We start from the raw sequence: 22,511 nt of genomic DNA on the forward strand, positions 1-22,511 counted from the left end.
TCTTTAACGGGCATTTCCTTACATTTCTTGGCTGGTGCCGAAGCGCGCCGGGCTAAATATACAGGTTTCGGGCGGCCTCTAAGCGCCCAATTTTCAGCAGCATGAGTACGATTCGAATTCACACAACCCAGAACGTGGTTCTGGAATATGAAGCGGCCAGCGTTGGCGACCGGGTGTTGGCCCAACTGATTGACCTAGTGGTAATGGGCTTATGGGCGCTGGTGCTAAACTTTCTGATTGAGCAGCTGACTAACTCCTCCGATGAGCGCCGAATTTTGCAGTACGCGCTTATCTCTGCTCCCTTGCTGATTTATCATCCGGTGTGCGAAACGTTTTTTAATGGGCAGAGCCTGGGCAAGCACGTGCGCCACCTCAAGGTAGCCCGCCTCGATGGTAGCCGCCCCGGCCTCGGCGACTACCTGTTGCGCTGGCTGATTGGGCTAGTAGAAATCGGCATGACCATAGGCTCGTTGGCACTGCTAGCTACCCTTCTCAACGGCCGCGGTCAGCGCCTCGGCGATATGGCGGCCGGCACCACCGTGTTTAGCCTGCGTCCGCGCACGCCCGGCGTAGGGGCAATAGCCGCCGAAACCGCCATTCCGACCGGCTATATGCCCGTTTTCAGTCAGGCCGCCGTGCTCACCGATCAGGATGTGGCCATGGTGCGCCGCCTCTTCCATCAGGCGGCCCGCCGCCACGACTACATGCTGCTGAATGAAGTGGCTAACAAAGTGAAGGCCGTAACCGGCATCCGGACGGAGCTCGAAGATGAGCCCTTTCTGCGCACCGTCTTGCGCGATCAAGCCTACTTCGCGGCCCAGGAAAGCGCCCACGGCTAGGCCTCGGGTGCCTGCAAACCCTGCTTTACGCTATAAAAAAGCCGTGCTGCCAACGAGGCAGCACGGCTTTTTGCCTAAAATGCTAGGTCCGTAATCTTACTGAACCACCAGGCGTTGGGTGCCGGCCGTTTGGCCATCCACGGTCAGGCGCAGGAAGTATACGCCGGCCCGCTGGTGCGTAGGCTGCCAATCGAGGGTGTGCGCTCCCGCCGACAACGCGCCGGTAGCTTTGCGCTCTACCGTGCGGCCTAGGGCATCGGTGAGCACCAACTCGGTTTGGCCGGCGCGCGGCAGCCGGAAGCTGATTTGCGTGGCTTCGCTGAGCGGGTTGGGGTAGAGGCTGAAGCCCGTAGCTACCTCGGGGCGGCGCGTGCCGGTAGTAACACCGCCCGCCGCTGCAATGGCTATATCCCGCACAGCAATGCCATTCCCGATTACAGTAGGGGTAGTAGCGGCGCCGGTGGTCAGGTTCAGGGCATACAAGCTGGAGTTGGTGGAGGCGCCCGATGCGGCTACCAGGTACGCTGTGTTGGTGCCGGCCGCCGAGCTAAAAATGTCGATATCCACGTTAGGGCCGGCCGTGGCCGTAATGCCTGATGCCCCGATGGTCGTGAGCGTGCCTACATTAGGCGGATCCTGGCGCACCAGCACGTTCAGGGCCTCATCGTAGCCAAACAGCGTAGTAGTGCGGGGCGTTTCGGTGGTGCCGGCCGGGCCGGGGTAGCTGTTGGTATAGGCCACAGAGCCAATAGCCGGTGTGGCGCTGGCATTCGCATCGGTAGTGGCGTACGTCAGCTGCCCATCGTTGGTAGGGGCGGCGGTGCCGTCGTTGGGGTTCAGGCGGAAGTTGCCGCGGTTGGCTCCTACTACCCGAATGCGGTCTACGGCCGGGTTGAAATCGAAGCCAATGCTGCCAGTGCCCAGCGCCAGCGGTACTAGGTTGCCGGTAGCAGTTGCCACGCCCGTAGTGGGGTTGATGGTATACAGCTGGCCCATTTGCATGGCGGCATCATATCCTAGTCCATACAGGCGGTTATCCAGCGGGCGCACGTCCATGCCCACCAACGTTTGGGAAGCCGCTACCCCCGTAATGCCCACCGAAGTCCGGATGGTACCAGGCAGGGCAGTGTCAAACGAGAGAATGTTGCTGCCGGCCAACGCATAGGCCAATTGGCCGGTAATGGCGGGCAGCGTAGCCGGGCGGTTTATCTGGAAGGCAATATCCGTGATGGCCACCAGCGGGCCCGTGCCTACCGGCCCCACCGCTGTAGCGGCACCCGTAGTGAGGTTTACGGTATAAAGCGTGGTAGTAGCGGCCGTGAGGCCGGTAGCCGTAGCCACCGTCATGTAAGCCGCGTTGGTACTGGTAGTGGGGTTGAAATAGATATCCAGATCAGAGACTTGGGCCATGCCGTTCAAGGTAACGCCCAGCGGGGCGGTGCCTACCGTGTTCAGAACGCCGTCATTGGGTGGGAGCTGGGTAACGAGGCGACTGTTGGCTTCGTCGAGGTTATAGAGCGTGGTACCAGTAGCCCCGATGTAGCTGTTGGTGTAAGCCGAAGAGCCTACGGCTGGGGTTTGAGCCGTATTAGCATCTGCAGGAGCGTACGTAAGCTGGCCATCAGTAGCCGCTAAAGCGCCATTGTTAGGGTTTAGCCGGAAGTTGGTGCGGGCTCCTGAGGTTACCCGGATGCGGTCTACTGTAGGATTAAAGTCGAAACCAATACGGTTCAGCTCCGTGCCCAGATTCAGGGTGAGGGCCGGGCCTATAGTGGTGGCAGCACCTGTGGTGCGGTTGAGGGTGTAGAGCTGGGCCTGAGTGCCGGTAGGGTTATAGCCCAGGGCAAACAGCTCGCCGGTGTTCGGCCTGAAGTCAATGCCTACTAGGTTCTGGCCCGCGGTAAGGCCCGTTATCGGAAGCGCGGCCGTGAGCGTGCCCGGCGTTGCCACATCAAAGGTTACCAGACTGGCGGTTATCGGAATTCCGCCTTGGGATATGCCGTACACGGTTTGAGCCGCAACTGGCGCAGCAGTTGCCAAGAAGGCGGCCACTCCTAGCAGGAAGCCGCCCCGCCGGGCCGTCATGCGGCGAGTAGAAGTTGTAAACATGAATACGTAGAGGTTAGTGAATGAGAATGGAGTTAAAATGGGTAGCCTATATAGGCTTTCGTAGATACGGAGTTGAGCGCGAGAAGGCTTTTAGCTCCGCAGTAATTAATCTGGTTTTAATGCTAGTGGGCTAAAAAGGCTGATTGTCAGTAGGGAAGCCTAAAAATTACACCTTGCCGCACACAAAAACGACCTGTCAAGCGCTTGACAGGTCGTTGGAAGTACAGAAAGCGGAAGTCTAGTTCAGAAGAAGCTAAGGCCTAGCCCGCCGACACTGCTTTGCGGCGGCTGGCAGTTTTGGGGGCTCGCTCTTCGCCTTGGGCTAGTAGCTCGTCGTCGCGTTCGGTTTTCTTGGCCCAGCTCAGCGAGTACAGGTCCTTGCGCCGGTCACGGAGGTTACGCACGGCCCCGCTGGTGTTCAGGTCCTTAAGCAGGTCTAGGTCGAGGTCGGCAATGAGGGTCATCTCCGTGTTCGGGGTTGCTTCGGCCACAATAGCATCGTGGGGGAAGGCAAAGTCAGAAGGGCTGAACACGGCACTCTGCGAGTACTGGATGTCCATGTTCTCGACGCGGGGCAGGTTGCCTACCGAGCCGGTAATGGCCACGTAGCACTCGTTTTCAATGGCCCGGGCTTGGGCGCAAAGGCGCACGCGCTGGTAGGCGTTTTTGGTATCCGTCCAGAAGGGCACAAACAGGATTTTCATGCCTTCATCCGAGAGCATACGCGAAAGCTCAGGGAACTCCACGTCGTAGCAGATGAGGATGCCGATTTTGCCGAAATCCGTGTCGAAGCAGCGCAGCTTGTCACCGCCGCGCATGCCCCAATAGCTGGCCTCATCGGGGGTTACGTGCAGTTTATACTGCTCGTCTACGGTGCCATCGCGGCGGCAGAGGTAGCTCACATTATAGAGCTTGCCATCATCGTAGAGCGGCATGGAGCCGGCAATAATATTGATGTTATAGCTCACGGCCAGTTCCATCATTTTCGTTTTGATGGGCTCTGTGAAGGCCGACATCGAACGAATTGCCACCGACGGCGACTCCTCGTTGGTAAGCGCCATCATCGGCGCGTTGAAGAACTCCGGAAAGAGCACGCAGTCGGCCTTGTAGCCCGAAACCGTATCGACGAAGAATTCCATCTGCTGGAAGAAGTCTTCGAGGTTTTTGGTGGCGCGCATTTGCCACTGCACAATGCCAATGCGCACGTTCGACTTCTGGTTACCGATTAGCTTGTCGCTTTCCTCGTCGTAGTACACGTTGATCCACTCCAGCAGAGTGGCGTAGGCTTTCGATTCGGAGTCGTAGGGCAGGTAGCCCCGGATGAGCTTGCGGACGTAGAAGTCGTTGGAGAGCTGGAAGGTGAGGATAGGGTCGGTGAGCTCCTTGTTGCGCACCATTTCCACGTACTTGGCAGGCGTCATTTCGTTGGCGTACGCGGCGTAGCCCGGAATGCGGCCCCCTGCTACCATAGCTCGCAGGTTTAGGTTTTCGCAGAGCTCCTTGCGAGCGTCGTACAAGCGCCGGCCCAGGCGCAGGCTGCGATACTCAGGGTCCACAAACACGTCTACACCGTACAGCGTGTCGCCATCGGGGTTGTGCGTGTTGAATTTGCCGTTGCCCGTAATTTTGGCGTAGGTGTGTCGGTCGCCGAAGTCGGAATACTGCACAATGATGGCCAACGCAGCCGCCACAATCTGGCCGTTGTCTTCAATACAGATCTGGCCCTCCGGAAACTTCTTCAGCAAGGCGTTATACTCTTCCTGCGACCAGGAGCCTTCCATATTGGAGTACACCTTGTCCATGATTTCCTTCACGGCCTTAAAATCGGAGCGGCGCAGTGTGCGCAACACGAGTTTGTGGGCCGGAATAGCAGTAGGCGTCAGCAGCTCAGGAGTGGTGGGCATGCCAGGAAGCGTATTTTTTTTGGCGGAGCCCCCGCCGGCTTTCCCATGTGAAGTGGTGGACATATGTGTCAGAAAGAAAGTAGCAAAACAAGGTCAAAGATACCCACCCGGTAGCCGGGCGCGGCACCTCTCTTACGGGTGCACAACAACTTTAGTAAAGAAATAGATCAGCCGCGCGATTCTAGCTGGCCTCGGGCGGTGTGAAGAACGAGAGGAAATAGGCACGCGTGCTACTCCCGAACCACACGCCGCACGGCAACTCCGGCTGCCGTTTGCACCCGCAGAAGTACTACCCCCCGGAAGGAGCCAAAGGCACTGGAAGGCAGCAGCAAGGTGCGGCCGGGTCGGGTAAGTTCTTGCCGGAAAAGCAGGCGCCCGGTCACGTCCGTAGCGGTAATGGTTACTAGCCCTGCCGATGCGGGCAACGTCAGGCGCAGCGGCTCGCCGGAGCGCACGGGGTTAGGAAACACCGAAACTGCCGATTCAGACAGGGGAGTGCTGTTGGCCAGGGGCCCGCTGAGGCGGCGGTACACGTCGCGGTATTCTAGTAGCGCTACCGTTTCGCGACCGGCTACCACTTGCGTGGTTATTTGCAGCAGCGGGAGCCCCTGCTTCAGGCCCAGCCATTTGTACTCGCGTGTTACCCGGTCGAGGGCGGTGCCGGGCTGACTTTGCACCGAGAGGCTGTCGTGGGCAGTGAGCGTGCTCACGACCCGTAGCGCAGCAAAGGTGCCAAAAGGCGTGATGAGTGTGCCCCAGCCATCGGCGTGGTTTACGCGTTTCTGCTTTTCCCGCAGGTAAGCTAGGGTAGGTACACTGGCCGTAAAATCGGAGTTGCTGGAGTCTTTTTGGCCATACGTGAGCGGAAACCGGTACACCACATCCTGCAGCTGCTGGCTTTGATACGTGGCGGGCAACCCTGTGCCTTGCAGCACCGCCCCAAAGCCTACCTGCCGGTAATCAGCGGCGGAAGCATTAAAAAACTGATACACCTCGCTTACAGGTAAGCCGGCTTCGGCCAGTGGGCCCAGGTCTTGACGAACGGCCTGGGTTGCACGATTTACGCCGGATAGTGGCCCAAATGTTACAGGCAGGAAGCCGGGAGTACTAGCCACGTTTTCAATCCGACCCACCCGCTGGCTGACCGGCGTTAGGCCAGAAAAATCCCAGGTTTGATTGGGGCCAGTTTGGCTGAGCGATACGCTCGTGGCTGCGCCGGCCTGGCTTAGCCGGAGCGTATCGCCTACGCTAGGCATGTCAGCCAGCGAAAGGCTGATTGCCTGCTGACTACGGGCCGGAGCCACTAACCCAACAAGCAGCAACGAGACCAGAACCGAGGCGTAGCGGTAGCACATAAGCAGGCAGAGAGAAAGTGGCCGGATTTCCGAAGATACACCACAGAAGGAGTGAGGCAACATCTCCAAGCGCCCGTATCCTCGTACCTTGCAGTATGCTGCCGCCCGAAGAACGACGTATGCAAACGCTAGCCCGCATCTTATCAGCTCCGGAAGTTTTCCCGGGCACGGCGTGGCTTTGCGCCCCGCCGGAGGTAGAGCGCTGGGTGCCCGAAACGCCGGCGGCCGTATTGCTGACGGCTGTGGCGGGGCAACCTGTGCCGGCCCCACATGGCTTGGTGCGCACGCTTTTTATGGACGAAGTGCAGCTGCTCATGGAGCGCCTGGTGCGGCAAGTGCCCGGCGCATCGCCCTGGCTTCGGGTGCAGATACTGAGCCGCTACCATTTGCACGACGAGTTTCCGGCCCTCACTGGCCAACCCGATACGTTGGCTTACTACCTCGTTGATGCGGTCAGGGCCGGTTCGCTCACGCCACCGGAAGCGCTGGCTCAACTACGCCGCTATTTTTCCCACTTCACCCTAGAAGCCGCCCAGCGCATACTAGCCAAAGCGTTTTTGAGCTCGAAGTGAGGTAGGGTAGGTAGACGCTAAGGATGTATAACCAAAAGTTGCCGGTCACGCTGAGCGCAGCCGAAGCATCTCTAAATCTGGCTAATCAACTTGCCTAGCGAAGTGGTAGAGATGCTTCGGCTGCGCTCAGCATGACCGGGGAGTAGTTACTGACGCCACGCTCATAGCAATCAACCGGACCGATATACAAAGCCCCGCGCGACACTTTACGTTCTGAGGTAATTTGCTACCTAGTATCAGAACGTAAAGTGTTGCCCGGGACTCATGTACTTTAGCTGGCTGCTGACTTACAGCGCCATTTCTGGCACGTCGTCGGGGATGACGAGCTTGCCGGCGGTGGCGGCTTTAATCTGCTCTACGGTAACGCCGGGCGCCCGCTCGCGGAGCACAAAACCGTCGGGCGTAACGTCCAACACAGCCAGCTCCGTCACTATTTTCTTGACGCAGCGCAACCCTGTGATGGGCAGCGTGCAGGCGGGCAGCAGTTTTGAGGAGCCATCTTTGGCTACGTGCTGCATAGCCACAATGATGTTTTTGGCCGAAGCCACTAGGTCCATGGCGCCGCCCATGCCCTTTACCATCTTGCCCGGAATCTTCCAGTTGGCGATGTCGCCGTTCTCGGATACCTCCATGGCGCCCAGAATGGTCAGGTCCACGTGCTCGCCCCGGATCATGCCAAACGAATCGGCGGAGCTGAAGATGCTGGAGCCAGGTAGGGTGGTCACGGTTTGCTTGCCGGCGTTGATGAGGTCGGGGTCCACCTCGGCTTCGGTTGGGAACGGCCCCATGCCTAGCAGCCCGTTCTCCGACTGCAGCTCCACATTGATGCCTTCCGGAATGTAGTTGGCTACCAGGGTTGGGATACCGATGCCCAGGTTGACGTAGGAGTTGTTTTCTACTTCCTGCGCAATGCGCTTGGCAATACCGTGTTTATCTAACATGATGGGGTGGGAAAGTAAGGTGGGAGAGAGCAGCACTTATTTCACAGGTGTTGCTTTCGATTGGATTACCGTCTGGCGAACCAGACGCTTAAATTTGTCGCCCAAGTCGCCGTAGCTGTTGGGGTGTTTCTGGGTGTAGAGCAGGGCCACAATCTTCTCCTTAGGGTCAACCCAATAGGTAGTCCCGAAGATGCCGCCCCATTCAAACGTGCCTTCCGAAAGGCTAGAGGGTGCTGCGCCTTTTGGTGTAATAATGCTGAAGCCTAAGCCGAATTTATTCAGGCCCTGCTCAACTGAGCCAATCTGGTTGCTGGTCATCAGGCGCACCGTGGCGGGCTTGAGCAGGCGCTGGCCGCGGTATTCGCCCTCGTTCAGCAGCATTTGCAGAAACACGGCGTAATCATCAATAGTCGACGATAAGCCCGCGCCGCCCGCGAAGTAGGTACCGGCCGTGTTGGGGTAATTGGGGTTGATGTTGCCTAGGGAGGCTAGCTTGGCCGGGCTTGGAATGGTGTTTTTGCTGGCATCCTCGGTGTAGAGCTTAGCCAAGCGGGTCTGCTTTTCTGCGGGGAGGTAGAAGTAGGTGTCGCGCATGCCGAGCGGCTCAAACAGGCGCGTGCGCAGAAACTGATCCAACGGCTGCCCCGATACCACCTCAATCAGATACCCAAGCACATCGGTGTTCAGGCCGTACGTGAACTGCGCGCCGGGCTGGTGCATGAGGGGCAGCGGGCCCAGCGCCTTCATGGCGGGCGCCAGCAACCCCGCCGGCGTTCCAATGCCGCTCGGAACGTGAGCCTTAGCGTAAATAGCATTAGCCTCCGGCGAGCCAATAACGGCGTAGCCGATGCCCGAGGTATGCGTCAGGAGCTGGCGAATGGTTACCTCGCTGCGCGCAGGCACAGTGGTGTAGCTGGAGTCTCGGGCGTTGAAAGTGGCCAGCACCTTGGGGTTTCGAAATTCCGGCAGGTACTTCGATACGGGGTCGTCGAGCTGAAACTTGCCTTCCTCGAAGAGCATCATCACGCCCACGCTGGTAATGGCCTTGGTTTGGGAGGCAATGCGCACAATGGCATCCTCGCGCAGCGGCTTTTTACTAGCCACATCATCGAGCCCAACCGCCTTCCGATAAATGATTTTACCGTCGCGGGCAATCAGGGCAATGGCGCCGGGCACCTTGTTGGCGGCCGTGTATTCTTGCAGCAGCGCATCAATGGCCGGCAACGAAACCGGCGCCGAGGTTAAGGCCTGGGCGTGGGCTTTAGCTACGGCGGGTTTGGCGGGAGCGGCAATTTGCGCCACCGCGCCCCAGCCGCTGAGCAGCAACAAAGCAAGCGTCGGGTATTTCATATCAACCTCAGGAAAGCCAGGAATGCACTAGGTAGAAAACGGCGGCAAACCGGTGCTTAGCCCTGCCGAACCGTGCGCTGCTCAATGCGCTTCTCGTAGTTTTTGCCCTCGAAAATGCGCTGCACAAAAATGCCGGGCGTATGAATCTGGTTAGGGTCCAGCTTGCCGGCGGGCACCAGTTCTTCTACCTCGGCCACCGTGATTTTGCCAGCCGTGGCCATCATGGGGTTGAAGTTTCGGGCCGTGCCTTTGTATATCAGGTTGCCGGCCGTGTCACCCTTCCAAGCCTTCACGAAGGCGAAATCAGCGTGTAGCGCGGTTTCCAGCAAATACATTTTGCCGTTGAACTCCCGGCTTTCTTTGCCTTCGCCTACCTCGGTGCCGTAGCCGGCTGGCGTAAAGAACGCCGGAATGCCGGCGCCGCCGGCGCGTACTCGCTCGGCTAGGGTACCCTGCGGAATCAACTCTACTTCCAGCTCACCGCTCAGCAGCTGCCGCTCAAACTCAGCATTTTCGCCTACGTAGCTGGAAATCATTTTGCGCACCTGCTTGGTCTGCAGCAGGCGGCCAATACCGAAGTCATCGACACCGGCGTTGTTGCTGATGCAGGTGAGGTTTTTTACACCTAGGTTCAGAATTTCCTGAATCGAGTTCTCGGGAATGCCGCACAGGCCGAAGCCGCCGAGCATCAGCGTCATGCCGTCGGTGAGGCCGCGCAGGGCTTCGGCCGGACCGGCTACCACTTTGTTAATCATAGGTTGGGTGGGAAAAGTTTGGGGCGGAAAGTTAGGCTTTCTCGCAGGCTTTCCCACTCAACAGGTAATTGAAGGCCGAATTGCTAGGGTGCTAGGTGCCTTAAACTGCTTAGGCCCCCAGCAAATGTCGGCGGGCGTCGGCGGCATCCAGGCTTAATTGCTCTTTCAGAGCATCTAGGCCATCAAACTTCTGCTCCTCACGCAAGCGGGCCACAAACTGCACCGTTAGGGGCTGGTCATATAGGTCGCCATCGAAGTCGAGCAAGTGGGCCTCTACCGTTTGGGCCAGGTTGCCGCCTACTGTGGGGCGCACGCCAATATTGAGCATGGCCGCGTGGTGCGTGCCAGCCGCAGTGGTAGCCATTACGGCGTACACGCCCCGGGCCGGAATCAGCTTCAGAGGTTCCTCACACTGAATATTAGCGGTTGGCCAGCCGATGGTGCGGCCCAGTTGCCGCCCTTTCACTACAGTGCCGGTGAGGGGGTAGGAGTAGCCCAGGTAGCGGCTGGCAGTAGCCACATCGCCGGCTTCCAGGGCCCGCCGGATGCGCGTGCTGCTCACGCCCACGGCATCTATATCTTCGCGCGGAATTTCTTCTACCGTCATGCCATAGCGGTCGGCGTGTTGGCTCAAGTATTCGAAGCCGCCTTCGCGGTTTTTGCCAAATCGGTGGTCGTAACCAATAACTAACTGGCGCGTGCCCACTGTGCGCAGCAGAATATTCTGAATGTATTCTTCGGAAGTCCAGGCCGCAAACTCCTTGGTGAACGGCACAATCAGCAGGTAATCAACGCCTAGCTCCGATAGCTTCGCAATGCGCTCCGGCAGGGTATTCAGCAAATGCAGGTCAAGCGGCTCCGGGTGCGAGGGTGGCGGGGCCAACACTAGACGCGGGTGCGGCCAGTAGGTGATAACCACCGAAGGACCACCGCTCTGCCGCGCTACCTCAAGCAGGCGCCGCAGAATCTGCTGGTGCCCCACATGGACCCCGTCGAAGGTGCCGCTGGTTACTACGGCATTGCCTAAGTGCGGAAACTGCGCGGGGTCCTGAATAACGTGCATAGGAAAAATAAGCAGATCAGTGAACTAAAAAGAGCTGCGCGAAGGTAGGGTTGGGCTCAGCAGCACACCTAGGCAGCAGAGGCCGCAAGTATACTACGTGAGCAAGTGGCTTTACGCTGCCGGTTCCGGTGTTTCGTCGGCGGCAGGCGGTGGCGTGTGGTTGGCCTGGAAGTATTCGAGTCCCGCGCGGCGCTCCGGTTTGCGTTGGCGCTGCCGGCCGCCCGAGCGTTCGGGTCGCTCTGCCTCGCCGGCGGGGCGGGGCGGGCGCAGGGCTTCAATGGCCTCCATAGTGAGGGCGTCGGTCAGCTGATACTCGCCAATGCGGGTGCGCACCAGCTTGGTTAAGTGTGCGCCGGAGCCTAGGGCGGCGCCATAGTCGCGGGCCAAGCTGCGGATATAGGTGCCTTTGGTGCATACCACCCGGAAATCGACGTCGGGCAGGGCAATGCGGTTAAGCTCAAACTCCCGAATGGTAATCTGCTTGCTTTTGATTTCGGCCTCGCCACCGCGTCGGGCTACCTCGTAGGCGCGTTCTCCGTTTACTTTCACCGCCGAAAACAAAGGCGGCGTTTGCTCGATTTGGCCGATGAAAGGGGCTAGGGCCGCCCGCAGGTCCTCCTCGGTGAGGTGCTGGTAGGGCGCTTCGTGGTCAACGGGGGTTTCCAGGTCGAAGCTGGGGGTAGTCTGGCCCAGGCGGAACGTGCCGGTGTACTCTTTTTCCTGAGCCTGAATCAGGTCAATCTGCTTGGTCATTTTGCCGGTGCACAAAATCAGCAGGCCGGTAGCCAGCGGATCGAGGGTGCCCGCATGCCCGATTTTCTTGATGCGCAGTGTGTTTTTCACCTTGCGCACCACATCAAACGACGACCAGGTGAGCGGCTTATCCACGAGCAGCACCTCGCCGGTTTCAAAGTCGAAGCGAGCAGCGGCGTCGGTTGAAGGTGTCGGGGTAGGTAGGGAGTCTTCCATAAGGCAAGGCTAGCTGCCGTTGAGGAAGCCAGCTGGTTGGCAGAACGCAGTACGCCGACCGGGGTTGAAAAGAGCCGCCTGAGCAGCGTGGGTTACAGAATGTGCAGCGGAATGCCCAGCGCAATCATTACCAGAATAATTACGCCTACGCCAATGCGGTAAAGGCCAAAAGCCCGAAACCCGAAGCGCGACACAAAATCGACAAATGACTTCACGGCCAACAGTGCCACAATAAACGCGACTACGTTGCCAAACAGCAGCAGCTTGATTTCGTTGGCGCCGGGCGTGGCAATTTTGAAGGTTTTGTACAGCTGATAGGCCGTAATGACAGCCATAGTGGGCACTGCCAGCAGAAATGAGAAGTCGGCCGCGGAGCGTCGGTCGAAGCCCTGCGACAAGCCACCGATAATGGTAGCTGCGGAGCGCGATACGCCCGGAATCAAGGCAATGCACTGAAACAAGCCAATGCGCAGCGCCTGCCCAAAGTTGGGCGTAGTTACTTCTTTGCCGGGGTTCTTGAACAGCTTATCAATAAATACCAGCACAACGCCGCCAAGTACCAGCGCCCAGGCCACCACCGACACATCCTTTAGCAAGGCCTCAATTACGTCCTTGAGCAGAAACCCCAGGATGCCAAATGGCACAAAGGCCACTGCTAGCTTTAGGTAAAAGTCAAAGCTCTGTAGAAAACGCCGCCAGTACAGGGCTACTACTGAGAGAATGGCCCCAAACTGAATGGACGTGATAAACGTGTCAGTAAAGGAAAGCTGGCCGATACCGAGCAGGTTGGCCACGATAATCATGTGCCCCGTGCTAGAAACCGGCAGAAATTCAGTTAGGCCTTCAACAATAGCTAGCAGCAGTGCTTGCCAATACGTCATGGAGGGGAGAGGTAACGACACGAGGCCAGGAATACGCTCGGTGCTTCCGGCATATTCCTGGCCCACTAAGCCAGATTAGCGTTTATAGGTAGGAGCCTGCTGGGGCGCGGCTACTGGGGCAGCCGGAGCAGGCTGTTGGGCCACAGTGGCCGTAGTGGTAGCATCCTGCGCTACAGGGGCGGTGGTGCCTGAGCGGGCCATAATAGCCCAGAACTCAATACCAAACCCAATGGCCAGCAGAATAGGCCCTAACGTAATTCCCAGAAAACCTTCACCGTAATCGGCCGTGTCCAGGGTCATTGTGATAAAGCCGGCGGCCAGCACGGCCAGCCCAATAAACATCAGCCGATAGTTGCGCGGCCCGAAGGCAAAGCGGGGAGTGTTCGGTTCCATAGGGCAAAGGTACAAGGTTAGCGGAAGGGAAGCGGGAAAAAGCAGCAAGCAGGCCGCAAGCAAGTTGGGTGTGGCCCTAGGCCTAGCGCTGAGTAGTGTACGGGTTTGAGCTCTAATAGGAGCTAGTGCGGCGGACTGCCAGGTGCGGATGTTAGTACAGCTCATCCAGCGACATACCCGTGTACTTGCGCACGGCCCGCCAAGAGCTCAGAAAGCCAATGCCCATGCCCAGCACCATCAGCAAAATGCCCAGCGCTCCAAACAGGCGCACATCCTGAAACAGGCGCAGGTCGGCGAGCTGCAGGTAGGCGTATTGGAGCACTACCAGCAGCAGCAGGCCCGCCAGAATGCCGCTTACCAAGCCCTGCCACACCGCACGGCGCAGAAATGGCCACTGAATAAAGGAGGGGGTAGCGCCCACCAGCTGCATGCTCCGGATGAGGAAACGTTGTGAAAACAGCGCCAGCTTAATGGTATTGTTGATCAGGACGACCACCACAAACGTGAGGATGGTAGCAAAGCCCAGCAGCACCAGGCTTACGTTGCGCAGGTTCTTGTTCACGGAAGTAATCAGGCTTTCCACGTATTCTACCTCAAACACGCCTTCTTCCTGCCCTAGCTCCTTTTTGATGCGGGCTAGGTTATCGGCGGTGGTAAAGTCGGCGTTGATTTTCAGCAGGTACGCATCACGCAAGGGGTTGTCGCCGAGGAATTGCTGGAAGTCTTCGCCGGTCTGGTCGATGAGCTGCTTGGCTCCTTCTTCTTTCGAGAGAAACCGGACTTGCGGCTGCCCATCCTTCACGGCAATGTAGGGCTTGCGGGAAAGGTCTTGCTGCAGCCGCAGAAGCTGCGTTTCGGGCAGGCCGCGCTCCAAATACACCTGCATTTCCAGGTTTTCCTTTACCAGCGTTGAAATCTTGTGCGCGTGAATCAGCAGCAGTCCAAACAGCCCGATTACTAGCAACGCCAGTGTAATGCTGAACACCACCATAGTGTGCGGGTAGCTGCCTAGCTTTTTCTTACGAGTCGGGCGGGGTTGCGGCATTGGTGAAATTGTGAGAAGTGAAGTTGTGAAAAAGCGTGGAGAGTGACTGGTGGTATGCACAACTTCACCCTTCACAATTTCACCTTTACATTACGGTACGAGGATCATCGTCAATCTGTAGTTCGCGGGCTTTGCGGGCATTCCGGTCGCGGCGACTGAGGCGCTTACGGGCAAACAACTCGCGGAAAGAGTCAAACTGCTCCGTGTGCAGCAACGAGACGCCAGCCCGCGCCTGGTTGGTGTTCTGGTTCAGGCCCGTAAGGTCGCGCGGCGTGGTTTCGTAGCGCAGCTTGGCCCGAAACTTACCATCGGGTCGCAGGTAATATTCCAGGCTCAGGTCGCCGAGCACCGAGGACTGGGCATTCGGGATAGGCTGCGGGCCGTTGGTGCCGTTGGAGTTGTTGCCGAAGCTGCCTTCCCGCGTAATGCGTAGGCGTCCGTTCATAAACGAATAGCTCAAGCGCAGCTGCAAAGCCTGCAAGTCTTCGGCTGTAAGGCCCGTCAGGTTAAAGCTGATTTCCAGGTTTGGGTCGATTTGAGACGTAAGCAGGCCTAGCTGGGTGGAAATAATCTGGCCCAGGCTGTTGCCGATGGCGTTATTTTCTCCCTGCAAGCGCGTCACGGCCAATGAGCCAATCGGGGTCAGCTGTCGGAATACTACTAAGCTAAATACCTGTCGGTTCAGCTCCTGTTCATCATTTCGCAGCGCCGAAAAGAAGGCCGCCAAGTCTCCTTCCAAGGAGGATGGAATGTCGTTGAACTCCAGGTTAAGTCGAATGATGGGCTGCAGCAGTGGCCCCGTCAGGTTCATGACGGCCGTAACGGGTACTACGGCCGTGTTGGTAGCCAGTACAGGGGCTAGGGAGGTGCGCTGGGTATACGTGGCTGTTACGTTCATCTCGCCGGCCAGCGGGTCGCCGTTCCAGGAAATGGTGCCACCGGGCCGCACCACAAACTCCTTATTCACGAGGCCTTGCAGCGTGAAATTGTAGGCTCCGCGCACAATCTCTACCTGCCCGTACATGTTAAAGTCGCCGCGGGTATCAATGTTGAGGCGCAGTTGGCCGGCCGCCGTACCCCGGATAATGTCGCCGGTACTTTCATCCAGCAGCAACTCCACGTACGCATCCGGCGTGATATCCAGGTTCATGTTCAGCCGAATGCCCGATAGGTCGGAGGTGCCGGCTATTTCCACTGGCCTGGTGCGGGCCGTATCCGGAATGTTGCGGTTCACAAACCGGATGTACTTGGCCTGCTCGGCTTTGGCGGCGTTGTCAAAGGGAAGCGAAACGCGAGTGCCCGCGTCGCTACGTGCCGTCACGTTTATGAATAAGTTATCGGAGGGACCGCGCACAATGGCTGTGCCGGTGGCATACGCCTGCCCAAAATACAGCTCGTTGTCTTTGCGGGTGGTATTAAGCACCTGCAGCTTTCGGAAAGAGGCATTCAGATCCAGCCGCATGTTCTGGAAGCCCTGTTCGTAAATGCTGCCGCTTACTACCCCCGTATTGCCCTGCGGGTCGCGCAGCGTGATATTCTGCAGCGCAATCCGGTCTTGCAGGAAGCTGATGCGGTCCGAGAACGTGTACGTGGTGCCTAGGTAAATAAACGTGAGCTGCCCATCGGTAACATCAATATTGCCGGTGAGCACGGGCGCTTTCAGTAGGCCACTCAAGCGCAGCGTGCCGCGGGCGCTACCCCCCAGGTCGCGGAAAATCGTGTTCAGAAAAGGCTCCGCCAGCTTTACCGGCGCATCGGCCAGCACACCGGTTAGGTTGAGTTGCTGGGTTTCAGAGCCTGGGGAATAATAGCCAGTAAGGGCCACTACTCGTGTCTGGTCGCGCTCCACATCTAGGTTCACGGCCAGGCGTTTGGACCCGTTTTCCCAATCACCCCGGCCTTTCACGTTGCCAATGAGCACGTTGTCCATGCTCAGAGAATCAACGCTCAGTGTGGAGTTGATAACCAGTGGGCCAAATACGCCACTGATGGTGCTGAGCGCATTCACCCGCCCCCCAAATTTCTGACTGCCGGTTAGCCCGTTGAGCGTAGCTAGCTCGAAGTTACTTACCGTCAGGGCCAGCGGCTTGTTAACGTTTTCCGACAGAAAGCCTTGGGCACTAATGCTCTGTGGCCCGTTGCTGAGCGTTACATTCTGAAAATCGAACTCGCGACCGCCGCCCGAAATTACCAGGGAGTTGTCGGGGGCAATAGCCCATTCCTTGCCCAGCACATTCACGCCCGACTGTCGGAAGGTAATTTTGATGGCATCTTCCAGGAAAGCCAGGGCACCGTTGATCTGGGCTTTGTTGGTAGTGCCGGTTTGAGCTAGGGAGGTAGAGAAGTTGATGCGTTCCTGGTCCCAGACGCCTTCTACATAAAACTTCTCAGTAGCGCCCAACCCCGGCACTCGCTGTTGCTCTGAGGTCACGCTGGCCTGGGCCAGTATTTCGGGTCGATAGGGGAGCTTGGAGGTAGTCAGGTCAAACTCGTTGTTGCGCAGCTGCACACTATCGTAGCGCAGCTCGCGCACGCGGCCACCCAGCTGTAAAATAGAAGTCTGGCCGTTGCGGAACGTGCCATCAATGCGGGTGGAGTCGGAAATGGTAAGCTGCGGCACAAACAGGTGCAACACCGGATTCGGCTGCTTCAGATACAAATCCAGCGCAATCTGGTAGTCTTTCAGCGGCACCTGGCGCTTGCGGCGGTAGTAGGCAGCCAGTGCTGCGTCGTTGCTCTCAAAGTTGAGGCGATACTCCGTCAGCAGGGTGTTCACGTCCCGGATGACGGTGGTGGGTGTGAAGTTGCCGTCGAGGTTCAGGTTTAGTACTTCGGAGCGAACCGTAAGGCTGCGTTGTCCGGCTTTGTAGCGGCTGAAAATGTCCAGCGTGTCAACAGGCACGGTGCGGCCCGCGTAGCTGATACGGGAGTTTCGCAGGCGCGCATAGCCTAGCAGCGCATCCAGGCGCAGGCCTTCAAACTTGACATCAGCCGTTGTTGCCACCGTTACACTTTGTCTGGTCAGGCCAAGCGCGCGCAGGTCGGCGCGCCGGATGCGGGCGCGCAGGTCGAAGGCCTGGCGAGCTTTATTGAGGCTGATGGTGCCGTCGGCGTCAAACTGCAGGCTAGGGTCGTTGGCGGCCAGCTTGCCCGTGAACGACTCGCGGCTGAACTGCCCGTTGGTGGTGATGTTGCGGTAGCGGTAGCCATTGAGCCAAATGCTCTGCACTGTGGCGTTGGCCGTGAGGCGGGCCGTGCGCATATCAAAGCCCACGCCCTCTACCTTGCCATTCATGGTGATGTCGCGAATGGTCCTTTCATCACCGAGCAGCTTGCCCAGCTGGAAGCCGGTGGTGCGCACTTGGCCTTCGTAGCTGGAGTAGCGCGGGTCGGTTTTGAACTTGAGGTTAACGTCGGAGACGACTGAACCCAGGGCCGTTTGGAACGAGCCATTGGCCACAAAGTCGTTGTAGAAACCGAGGAATTGGCCTTTCAGCTTTACTACCCCTAGGCGCTGCACATACGGCCAGCCCGAAGCCGGAATGTAGCGCCGGATGTCGCGCCCATCGAGCACCGAGGGCTGCAGGCGCATTTCCACGAAGCTTTCCTTGATGTTAGGCAAGCCCTCCACGTTGATGTCGCCTTTCACGCGGGAGTTTTTGCCGTACTGGATGTCGAGGTTTTTGGTGGTGAAATTGCGCACGTAACCTTTGGCCTCGCCCGAAATCAGCACGGTTTCCTTCAGGTCGCGCATGAACGGCTGAGGCGCAAACTTGGCAATATCATCGGAGTACACGCGGCTGGGCTTGAGCCGTGCCACTACCCGCACGGAGTCGTTGAAGTCTGTGAAATTCAGGAAGTGCTGGTATTCAAAGCGCAGATAATCATGGAGCTGACTGTTTTGCACGCGCAGCATCAGCTTATCAAACTCCCAGAATTTATCGGCGTAGGTCATGTTTGCCGTCAGCTCGCGCAGGCGCGTGCCGGAAGGCGTATCCACGGTGCGCAGGCCCCGAATATTGGCGTGAATGGTGTCGCCTTTAATCCACAGCTGGTCAGCATCGGCATAGATGCTGTCGAGGTACATATGGGCGTAATCCATGGTGCGGCCGTATTCCGGAATGCGGGGCACGTGCTGGCGGTCGAGCACAAAACGGCCGTTGCGCAGCCCAATAGCGTCAATCTTGAAGTCGAAGGGCTTGCTGACTTTGGTCGTGTCTGAAGGACCAATCAGGCGCTTTACCGACTTGATGAACTGATCGAGGGTAGTGGAATCAGGCTGATCCTTATAGGTGATAAGGTTAAAGCGCGGCTCTTCCAGCGTGAGCTTGCCCACGTGCAAGTGGCTAGGATCCAGAACGGTAAAAAGCCGGATGTCGGCATCGGCCCGCCCAATGTTGAAGAGCTCGTTGCCGCGCCGATCCAGTACTCGCACGCCTTCCAGCAACACCCGAGAGAAGGGGCGAACATCTACGCGGCCTACCAGCACTTTCTGGCCCAGCTTATCGGTAAGGATGCGGGCGGCGCGCTGAGCAATATCCGTCTGCACACTCGGAATGCGCAATGCCACCAAGGCACCCACCACCGCCAGCACTACCAGCAGCAGCAGAGCAAACAAGACCTTAAGGGTGACGGATAGGAAACGAGGCACGAGCGGCAGATAGGGAAAGGTCAGCGGCAGACCGCAACAAAGATACAGGGTTAGGCCCGACCGTTGCCTGGGCAAAAAACGTTTCTGCGGCAGCGAAGGTTAGCTATAAAACGCACCTAGCGGCAATCTGGTGTTTTGCTCCGACCTTTGCTAGTAAGTTTGGTATTCCGCCGACTTTTCTGGTGGCGCGGGCCGCAATGGGTTTGCGGCGCCAGATAAGTTAGGGGGCTGCTTGGGCATCAGCCCCCGTCCTGCGTTAGTGGTGGTTACTATGCTGCTTCAGCAAGCAAACCGCCGACGCCTTTACTTTTGACACTTACTATAGTAGTATGCATCCTGTAATTCTGGCCATTGAGTCTTCCTGCGATGATACCTCGGCAGCCGTGTTGGTGGGCGGTGAAATCCGCGCTAATGTGGTGGCCACCCAGCAGGTACACGTGCAATACGGTGGCGTAGTGCCCGAGCTGGCCTCGCGGGCCCATCAGCAGCACCTGATTCCGGTAGTAGAAGCGGCCCTGCAAAAAGCCGGCGTTTCAAAGCAGGACCTCGATGCAGTGGCCTTCACGCAAGGCCCCGGCCTGCTGGGCTCTTTGCTGGTAGGTGGCATGTTCGCCAAAACGCTGGCCCTCGCCCTGGGCAAACCCTTAATTGCCGTAAACCACATGCGGGCCCATATTCTGGCGCATTTTATTGACGCGCCCCGGCCAGTATTTCCGTTTCTGTGCCTGACCGTGAGCGGCGGCCATACCCAGCTGGTAGTAGTGCGCAGCGCGCTGGATATGGAAATCATCGGCCAGACTATTGACGATGCCGCCGGCGAAGCCTTCGACAAAACCGCCAAGCTGCTAGGCCTGCCGTACCCCGGAGGCCCCCACCTCGATAAGCTAGCGCGCCAAGGCAACCCCACACGCTTTCCGTTTCCGGTAGGCGCCATGTCTGGCTACGATTTCTCATTCAGCGGGCTCAAAACGGCCGTGCTGTACTTTCTGAAAAAGGAAACCGCTCAGAACCCCGACTTTGTGCAGGAAAACCTAGCCGACCTCTGCGCCAGCATTCAGTACACCATCATCCAGACTCTGTTGCGCCAGCTGCGCCGCGCCGCTCACGATCAAGGCCTGACTCAGATTGCCCTGGCGGGTGGGGTTGCGGCCAACAGCGGCTTGCGCGAAGCATTACAGCAGGAAGCCGAAGCGCAAGGTTGGCAGGTGTTTATTCCGGCCTTCCAGTACTGCACCGACAACGCCGGCATGGTAGCCATGACGGCCCAGTTCCAGTACGAAGCCGGCGACTTTGCCACGCAGCTCGTCAGCTCCGATCCGCGCCTGAAGCTGGCCTAGGCCGCTGCTGCTCCTAAACCCCTCGTTTAAATTCGCAACCTTGCTGCCCGCATTTGCGAATCCTGCTTACGCCGCCTCTTCTGCGGCTCCTTTCTCATGGCCAAACAAAAAGACGATACACCCAAACGGGTAAATATTTTAAACCGCCGTGCCAGCCACGAGTATGCTTTCCTGGTGAAGTACGATGCGGGCATTATGCTGCAAGGCACGGAAATCAAGAGCATTCGGGATGGCAGTGTCCAGATTCAGGACGGCTTCTGCAGCTTCCACCCCGATGGCAGCCTGTGGGTGCATAATCTCACCATTGCCAAATACACCGAGGGCACCTACAACAACCACGAGCCCACTCGCCCCCGCAAGCTGCTGCTTAATAAGCGCGAGCTGAAGCAACTGGCCAACAAAAACCAGGAGCAGGGCCTCACGATTATCCCAATCCGGATGTTTGTGAACGACCGGGGGTTTGCCAAGTTGGAAATTGCCCTGGCCAAAGGCAAAAAGCTGTTCGATAAGCGCGACGACCTGAAAGCCAAAGACCAGAAGCGCGAAATGGACCGCGCCAAAGACTACTAGCCTACCGGGCGAGCCAAAGGTGTTTTCCAGCAGAAGTTTGGCTAGCTGGAGTTTAAGCAGCAGCTTCGTGCAAAAATCAAAAAGTAGACGCGGCCTCCGGCTTACCTTTACGCCCGATGAGCAGCCAGCTCATCGTGTCACTATTTCACTATTTCACCACTTTGGAACACGGAGTCTGCGCTCTGAGCGCCGTGCCAGTGCGGGCCGAACCGACAGATAAGGCCGAAATTGTTACTCAGCTCATCTTCGGGGAGTGCTATTCTATTCTGCTCACCCAGGGCAACTGGTATCAGGTGCGTCTAGCCGCCGATCAGTATGTGGGCTGGATTGACGTGAAGCAGCATTTGCCCGTGTCGGCGGAGTACTTGCACGCCTGGCAAGGCCAAGACCACCCCCGCACCTTAGATGTGGTACAAATGGTAAGCGACCATGGCTCGCGGATTCCCGTCACGCTAGGGGCTAGGTTGCCGTTTTTCGATGGCATGACGCTGCGCCTCGGCGAGCGGCAGTTTTTCTATAACGGGGCCGCTACTAACCCCCAGAACGGGCACGGTCCGCACGGCCCCGTTGACCAGCGTCTGCGTTTGGTGGTCAAAATGGCCCATACTTTTCTGAAATCGCCTTATTTGTGGGGCGGCAAAACGCTATTTGGTATTGATTGCTCGGGCCTGATGCAGCAGCTCTATGGCCTGGTAGGCGTGCAACTGCCCCGCGACGCGCATCAGCAAATTAATTTGGGCCAGCCGGTCCATTTTGTGGCCCAAACCCGCCCCGGCGACTTGGCCTTTTTCGATAATGCCGACGGTCGTATTGTACACGTGGGGCTGCTGCTGGAAGACCAGCAGATTCTGCATGCTAGCGGGGAAGTTCGCATTGACCCCCTAGACCATAACGGTATCTTCCGCCGCGACTTGCAGAAGTACTCCCACAAACTGCGCCTCATCAAGCGCATCCTGCCCGAGGATTAAGCTGTTTCGCAGCATAGCGGGGCTCGGCGTAGCTGCCTTCGTGAACTAGGCTTGGCCCATCTCGGATACCTAGTAAATGGCCACGACCACTTGGCCGAACTAAACGGTTTGGCTATTGTTAATGCGCTAAGAATCATCTAGCTTTCTGGCAGACCAGATTCTTTTCTCTTAGCGTGTATGGACCAAAAAGTGCTTGTGTTGAACGGTGACTACACGGCTATTACGCTGTGCAGTGTACAGAAGGCCTTCGTACTTCTGTTTTTGGAGAAAGCCGAATTGATTGCCAAGTCGGATGGGGTGTTGCGTTCGGTCAGCAAAGCGTTTCCGAAGCCCAGCATCATCCGGTTGCAGCGCTACGTGCGTGTGCCCTATAAAGGCATTGCGCTGAGCCGGCATAACATCATGAAGCGAGACCATTTTGAGTGCCAGTATTGCGGCTCTACAAAAAACCTGACGCTAGACCACGTACTGCCTCGAAGTAGGGGCGGCGACTCCAGTTGGAGTAACCTGCTGACGGCCTGCTCCCGCTGCAACCACGCCAAGGGCCACCGTACCCCGCAGGAAGCTGGCCTCACCATCAGGCAGCAGCCCAAAAAACCAACCCTCACGGGGTTCCTCAAACTCAGCGCCGGTACCCTCGACCAAAACTGGCACCCCTATCTGCACTAAAGCCGGCAGCCCTCTGGGCCGACCGGCTTTTTTGTTGCTTGCTAGGGGTATGGCTATATAGCTACCTAGCTGAACAGGTGTATAAAAGCCAAAACGCGTCGTTGCAAGAGCAACAACGCGTTTTGGTAGTGCAGTAAGTA

The 22,511-nt window shown here is 57.9% G+C and carries 18 protein-coding genes; 6 read left to right on the forward strand and 12 right to left on the reverse strand.

Going from position 1 to position 22,511, the window contains the following annotated elements; genetic code table 11:
• Positions 1 to 101 precede the first annotated feature (101 nt).
• On the forward strand, positions 102 to 839 hold the full coding sequence (locus ACYVGU_RS18880; RefSeq protein WP_460623318.1) for an RDD family protein: 738 nt from the start codon (positions 102 to 104) through the stop codon (positions 837 to 839).
• A gap of 96 nt (positions 840 to 935) precedes the next feature.
• Here ACYVGU_RS18880 and ACYVGU_RS18885 read toward each other — a convergent pair whose 3' ends face one another.
• The 3 genes from ACYVGU_RS18885 to ACYVGU_RS18895 all read right to left on the reverse strand — a co-directional run bounded on the left by ACYVGU_RS18885 (position 936) and on the right by ACYVGU_RS18895 (position 6,207).
• The gene (locus tag ACYVGU_RS18885) at positions 936 to 2,948 is read right to left on the reverse strand and encodes a DUF4394 domain-containing protein (protein WP_460623319.1); all 2,013 of its coding nucleotides are present in this window, start codon (positions 2,946 to 2,948) and stop codon (positions 936 to 938) included.
• A gap of 260 nt (positions 2,949 to 3,208) precedes the next feature.
• Positions 3,209 to 4,852, reverse strand: a complete 1,644-nt coding sequence (locus tag ACYVGU_RS18890; protein ID WP_460623408.1) for a GNAT family N-acetyltransferase — start codon at positions 4,850 to 4,852, stop codon at positions 3,209 to 3,211.
• A gap of 230 nt (positions 4,853 to 5,082) precedes the next feature.
• On the reverse strand, positions 5,083 to 6,207 hold the full coding sequence (locus ACYVGU_RS18895; protein WP_460623320.1) for a T9SS type A sorting domain-containing protein: 1,125 nt from the start codon (positions 6,205 to 6,207) through the stop codon (positions 5,083 to 5,085).
• Positions 6,208 to 6,302: 95 nt separating this feature from the next.
• On the opposite strand from ACYVGU_RS18895, the gene ACYVGU_RS18900 reads away from it, so the two are divergent.
• The gene (locus tag ACYVGU_RS18900; RefSeq protein WP_460623322.1) at positions 6,303 to 6,779 is read left to right on the forward strand and encodes a hypothetical protein; all 477 of its coding nucleotides are present in this window, start codon (positions 6,303 to 6,305) and stop codon (positions 6,777 to 6,779) included.
• A gap of 287 nt (positions 6,780 to 7,066) precedes the next feature.
• Here the strand turns inward: ACYVGU_RS18900 and ACYVGU_RS18905 are convergent, their stop codons facing one another.
• The 9 genes from ACYVGU_RS18905 to ACYVGU_RS18945 all read right to left on the reverse strand — a co-directional run bounded on the left by ACYVGU_RS18905 (position 7,067) and on the right by ACYVGU_RS18945 (position 18,827).
• Complete coding sequence (locus tag ACYVGU_RS18905; RefSeq protein WP_460614203.1) at positions 7,067 to 7,720, reverse strand: CoA transferase subunit B; 654 nt, start codon at positions 7,718 to 7,720, stop codon at positions 7,067 to 7,069.
• A gap of 36 nt (positions 7,721 to 7,756) precedes the next feature.
• Positions 7,757 to 9,070 carry a serine hydrolase domain-containing protein gene (locus ACYVGU_RS18910; protein WP_460623323.1) on the reverse strand — a complete coding sequence of 438 codons (1,314 nt, stop codon included), beginning with the start codon at positions 9,068 to 9,070 and terminating at the stop codon, positions 7,757 to 7,759.
• Between the two features lie 56 nt (positions 9,071 to 9,126).
• Entirely contained in the window at positions 9,127 to 9,825 is a 699-nt protein-coding gene (locus tag ACYVGU_RS18915; protein WP_460623325.1) for a CoA transferase subunit A, read from the reverse strand.
• Positions 9,826 to 9,934: 109 nt separating this feature from the next.
• Entirely contained in the window at positions 9,935 to 10,888 is a 954-nt protein-coding gene (locus ACYVGU_RS18920) for a bifunctional riboflavin kinase/FMN adenylyltransferase (RefSeq protein WP_460623326.1), read from the reverse strand.
• Positions 10,889 to 10,999: 111 nt separating this feature from the next.
• Positions 11,000 to 11,857: a tRNA pseudouridine synthase B gene (gene truB / locus ACYVGU_RS18925; protein ID WP_460623327.1), complete on the reverse strand. Its 858-nt coding sequence runs from the start codon at positions 11,855 to 11,857 to the stop codon at positions 11,000 to 11,002.
• Between the two features lie 92 nt (positions 11,858 to 11,949).
• Positions 11,950 to 12,759, reverse strand: coding sequence for an undecaprenyl-diphosphate phosphatase (locus tag ACYVGU_RS18930; protein WP_460623328.1), 810 nt, complete (start codon positions 12,757 to 12,759; stop codon positions 11,950 to 11,952).
• A gap of 54 nt (positions 12,760 to 12,813) precedes the next feature.
• Positions 12,814 to 13,131: a DUF3098 domain-containing protein gene (locus tag ACYVGU_RS18935; RefSeq protein WP_460623329.1), complete on the reverse strand. Its 318-nt coding sequence runs from the start codon at positions 13,129 to 13,131 to the stop codon at positions 12,814 to 12,816.
• A 151-nt stretch (positions 13,132 to 13,282) separates the two neighbouring features.
• Positions 13,283 to 14,176, reverse strand: coding sequence for a cell division protein FtsX (locus tag ACYVGU_RS18940; RefSeq protein ID WP_460623330.1), 894 nt, complete (start codon positions 14,174 to 14,176; stop codon positions 13,283 to 13,285).
• An 85-nt stretch (positions 14,177 to 14,261) separates the two neighbouring features.
• Positions 14,262 to 18,827, reverse strand: coding sequence for a translocation/assembly module TamB domain-containing protein (locus ACYVGU_RS18945; RefSeq protein ID WP_460623331.1), 4,566 nt, complete (start codon positions 18,825 to 18,827; stop codon positions 14,262 to 14,264).
• Between the two features lie 329 nt (positions 18,828 to 19,156).
• Here ACYVGU_RS18945 and tsaD point away from each other — a divergent pair, with 329 nt between their 5' ends.
• The 4 genes from tsaD to ACYVGU_RS18965 all read left to right on the forward strand — a co-directional run bounded on the left by tsaD (position 19,157) and on the right by ACYVGU_RS18965 (position 22,371).
• A complete protein-coding gene (gene tsaD / locus ACYVGU_RS18950; RefSeq protein ID WP_460623332.1) occupies positions 19,157 to 20,164 on the forward strand; it encodes a tRNA (adenosine(37)-N6)-threonylcarbamoyltransferase complex transferase subunit TsaD in 1,008 nt (335 codons plus the stop codon).
• 96 nt (positions 20,165 to 20,260) lie between these two features.
• Entirely contained in the window at positions 20,261 to 20,734 is a 474-nt protein-coding gene (gene smpB, locus ACYVGU_RS18955; RefSeq protein ID WP_460623333.1) for an SsrA-binding protein, read from the forward strand.
• A 116-nt stretch (positions 20,735 to 20,850) separates the two neighbouring features.
• Positions 20,851 to 21,702 (forward strand): C40 family peptidase, encoded by an 852-nt coding sequence (locus ACYVGU_RS18960; protein WP_460623334.1) that lies wholly within the window; start codon positions 20,851 to 20,853, stop codon positions 21,700 to 21,702.
• Between the two features lie 177 nt (positions 21,703 to 21,879).
• Complete coding sequence (locus ACYVGU_RS18965; protein ID WP_460623336.1) at positions 21,880 to 22,371, forward strand: HNH endonuclease; 492 nt, start codon at positions 21,880 to 21,882, stop codon at positions 22,369 to 22,371.
• Positions 22,372 to 22,511: the final 140 nt, after the last annotated feature.

It is taken from the genome of Hymenobacter tenuis, assembly GCF_054780495.1.

Coding starts and splice junctions, on each gene's coding strand:
- ACYVGU_RS18890 (WP_460623408.1), bottom strand. CDS start 4,852: ATGCCCACCACTCCTGAGCTGCTGACGCCTACTGCTATTCCGGCCCAC.
- ACYVGU_RS18960 (WP_460623334.1), top strand. CDS start 20,851: ATGAGCAGCCAGCTCATCGTGTCACTATTTCACTATTTCACCACTTTG.
- ACYVGU_RS18915 (WP_460623325.1), bottom strand. CDS start 9,825: ATGATTAACAAAGTGGTAGCCGGTCCGGCCGAAGCCCTGCGCGGCCTC.
- ACYVGU_RS18920 (WP_460623326.1), bottom strand. CDS start 10,888: ATGCACGTTATTCAGGACCCCGCGCAGTTTCCGCACTTAGGCAATGCC.
- ACYVGU_RS18905 (WP_460614203.1), bottom strand. CDS start 7,720: ATGTTAGATAAACACGGTATTGCCAAGCGCATTGCGCAGGAAGTAGAA.
- tsaD (WP_460623332.1), top strand. CDS start 19,157: ATGCATCCTGTAATTCTGGCCATTGAGTCTTCCTGCGATGATACCTCG.
- truB (WP_460623327.1), bottom strand. CDS start 11,857: ATGGAAGACTCCCTACCTACCCCGACACCTTCAACCGACGCCGCTGCT.
- ACYVGU_RS18910 (WP_460623323.1), bottom strand. CDS start 9,070: ATGAAATACCCGACGCTTGCTTTGTTGCTGCTCAGCGGCTGGGGCGCG.
- ACYVGU_RS18940 (WP_460623330.1), bottom strand. CDS start 14,176: ATGCCGCAACCCCGCCCGACTCGTAAGAAAAAGCTAGGCAGCTACCCG.
- ACYVGU_RS18900 (WP_460623322.1), top strand. CDS start 6,303: ATGCTGCCGCCCGAAGAACGACGTATGCAAACGCTAGCCCGCATCTTA.
- ACYVGU_RS18880 (WP_460623318.1), top strand. CDS start 102: ATGAGTACGATTCGAATTCACACAACCCAGAACGTGGTTCTGGAATAT.
- ACYVGU_RS18885 (WP_460623319.1), bottom strand. CDS start 2,948: ATGTTTACAACTTCTACTCGCCGCATGACGGCCCGGCGGGGCGGCTTC.
- smpB (WP_460623333.1), top strand. CDS start 20,261: ATGGCCAAACAAAAAGACGATACACCCAAACGGGTAAATATTTTAAAC.
- ACYVGU_RS18935 (WP_460623329.1), bottom strand. CDS start 13,131: ATGGAACCGAACACTCCCCGCTTTGCCTTCGGGCCGCGCAACTATCGG.
- ACYVGU_RS18965 (WP_460623336.1), top strand. CDS start 21,880: ATGGACCAAAAAGTGCTTGTGTTGAACGGTGACTACACGGCTATTACG.
- ACYVGU_RS18895 (WP_460623320.1), bottom strand. CDS start 6,207: ATGTGCTACCGCTACGCCTCGGTTCTGGTCTCGTTGCTGCTTGTTGGG.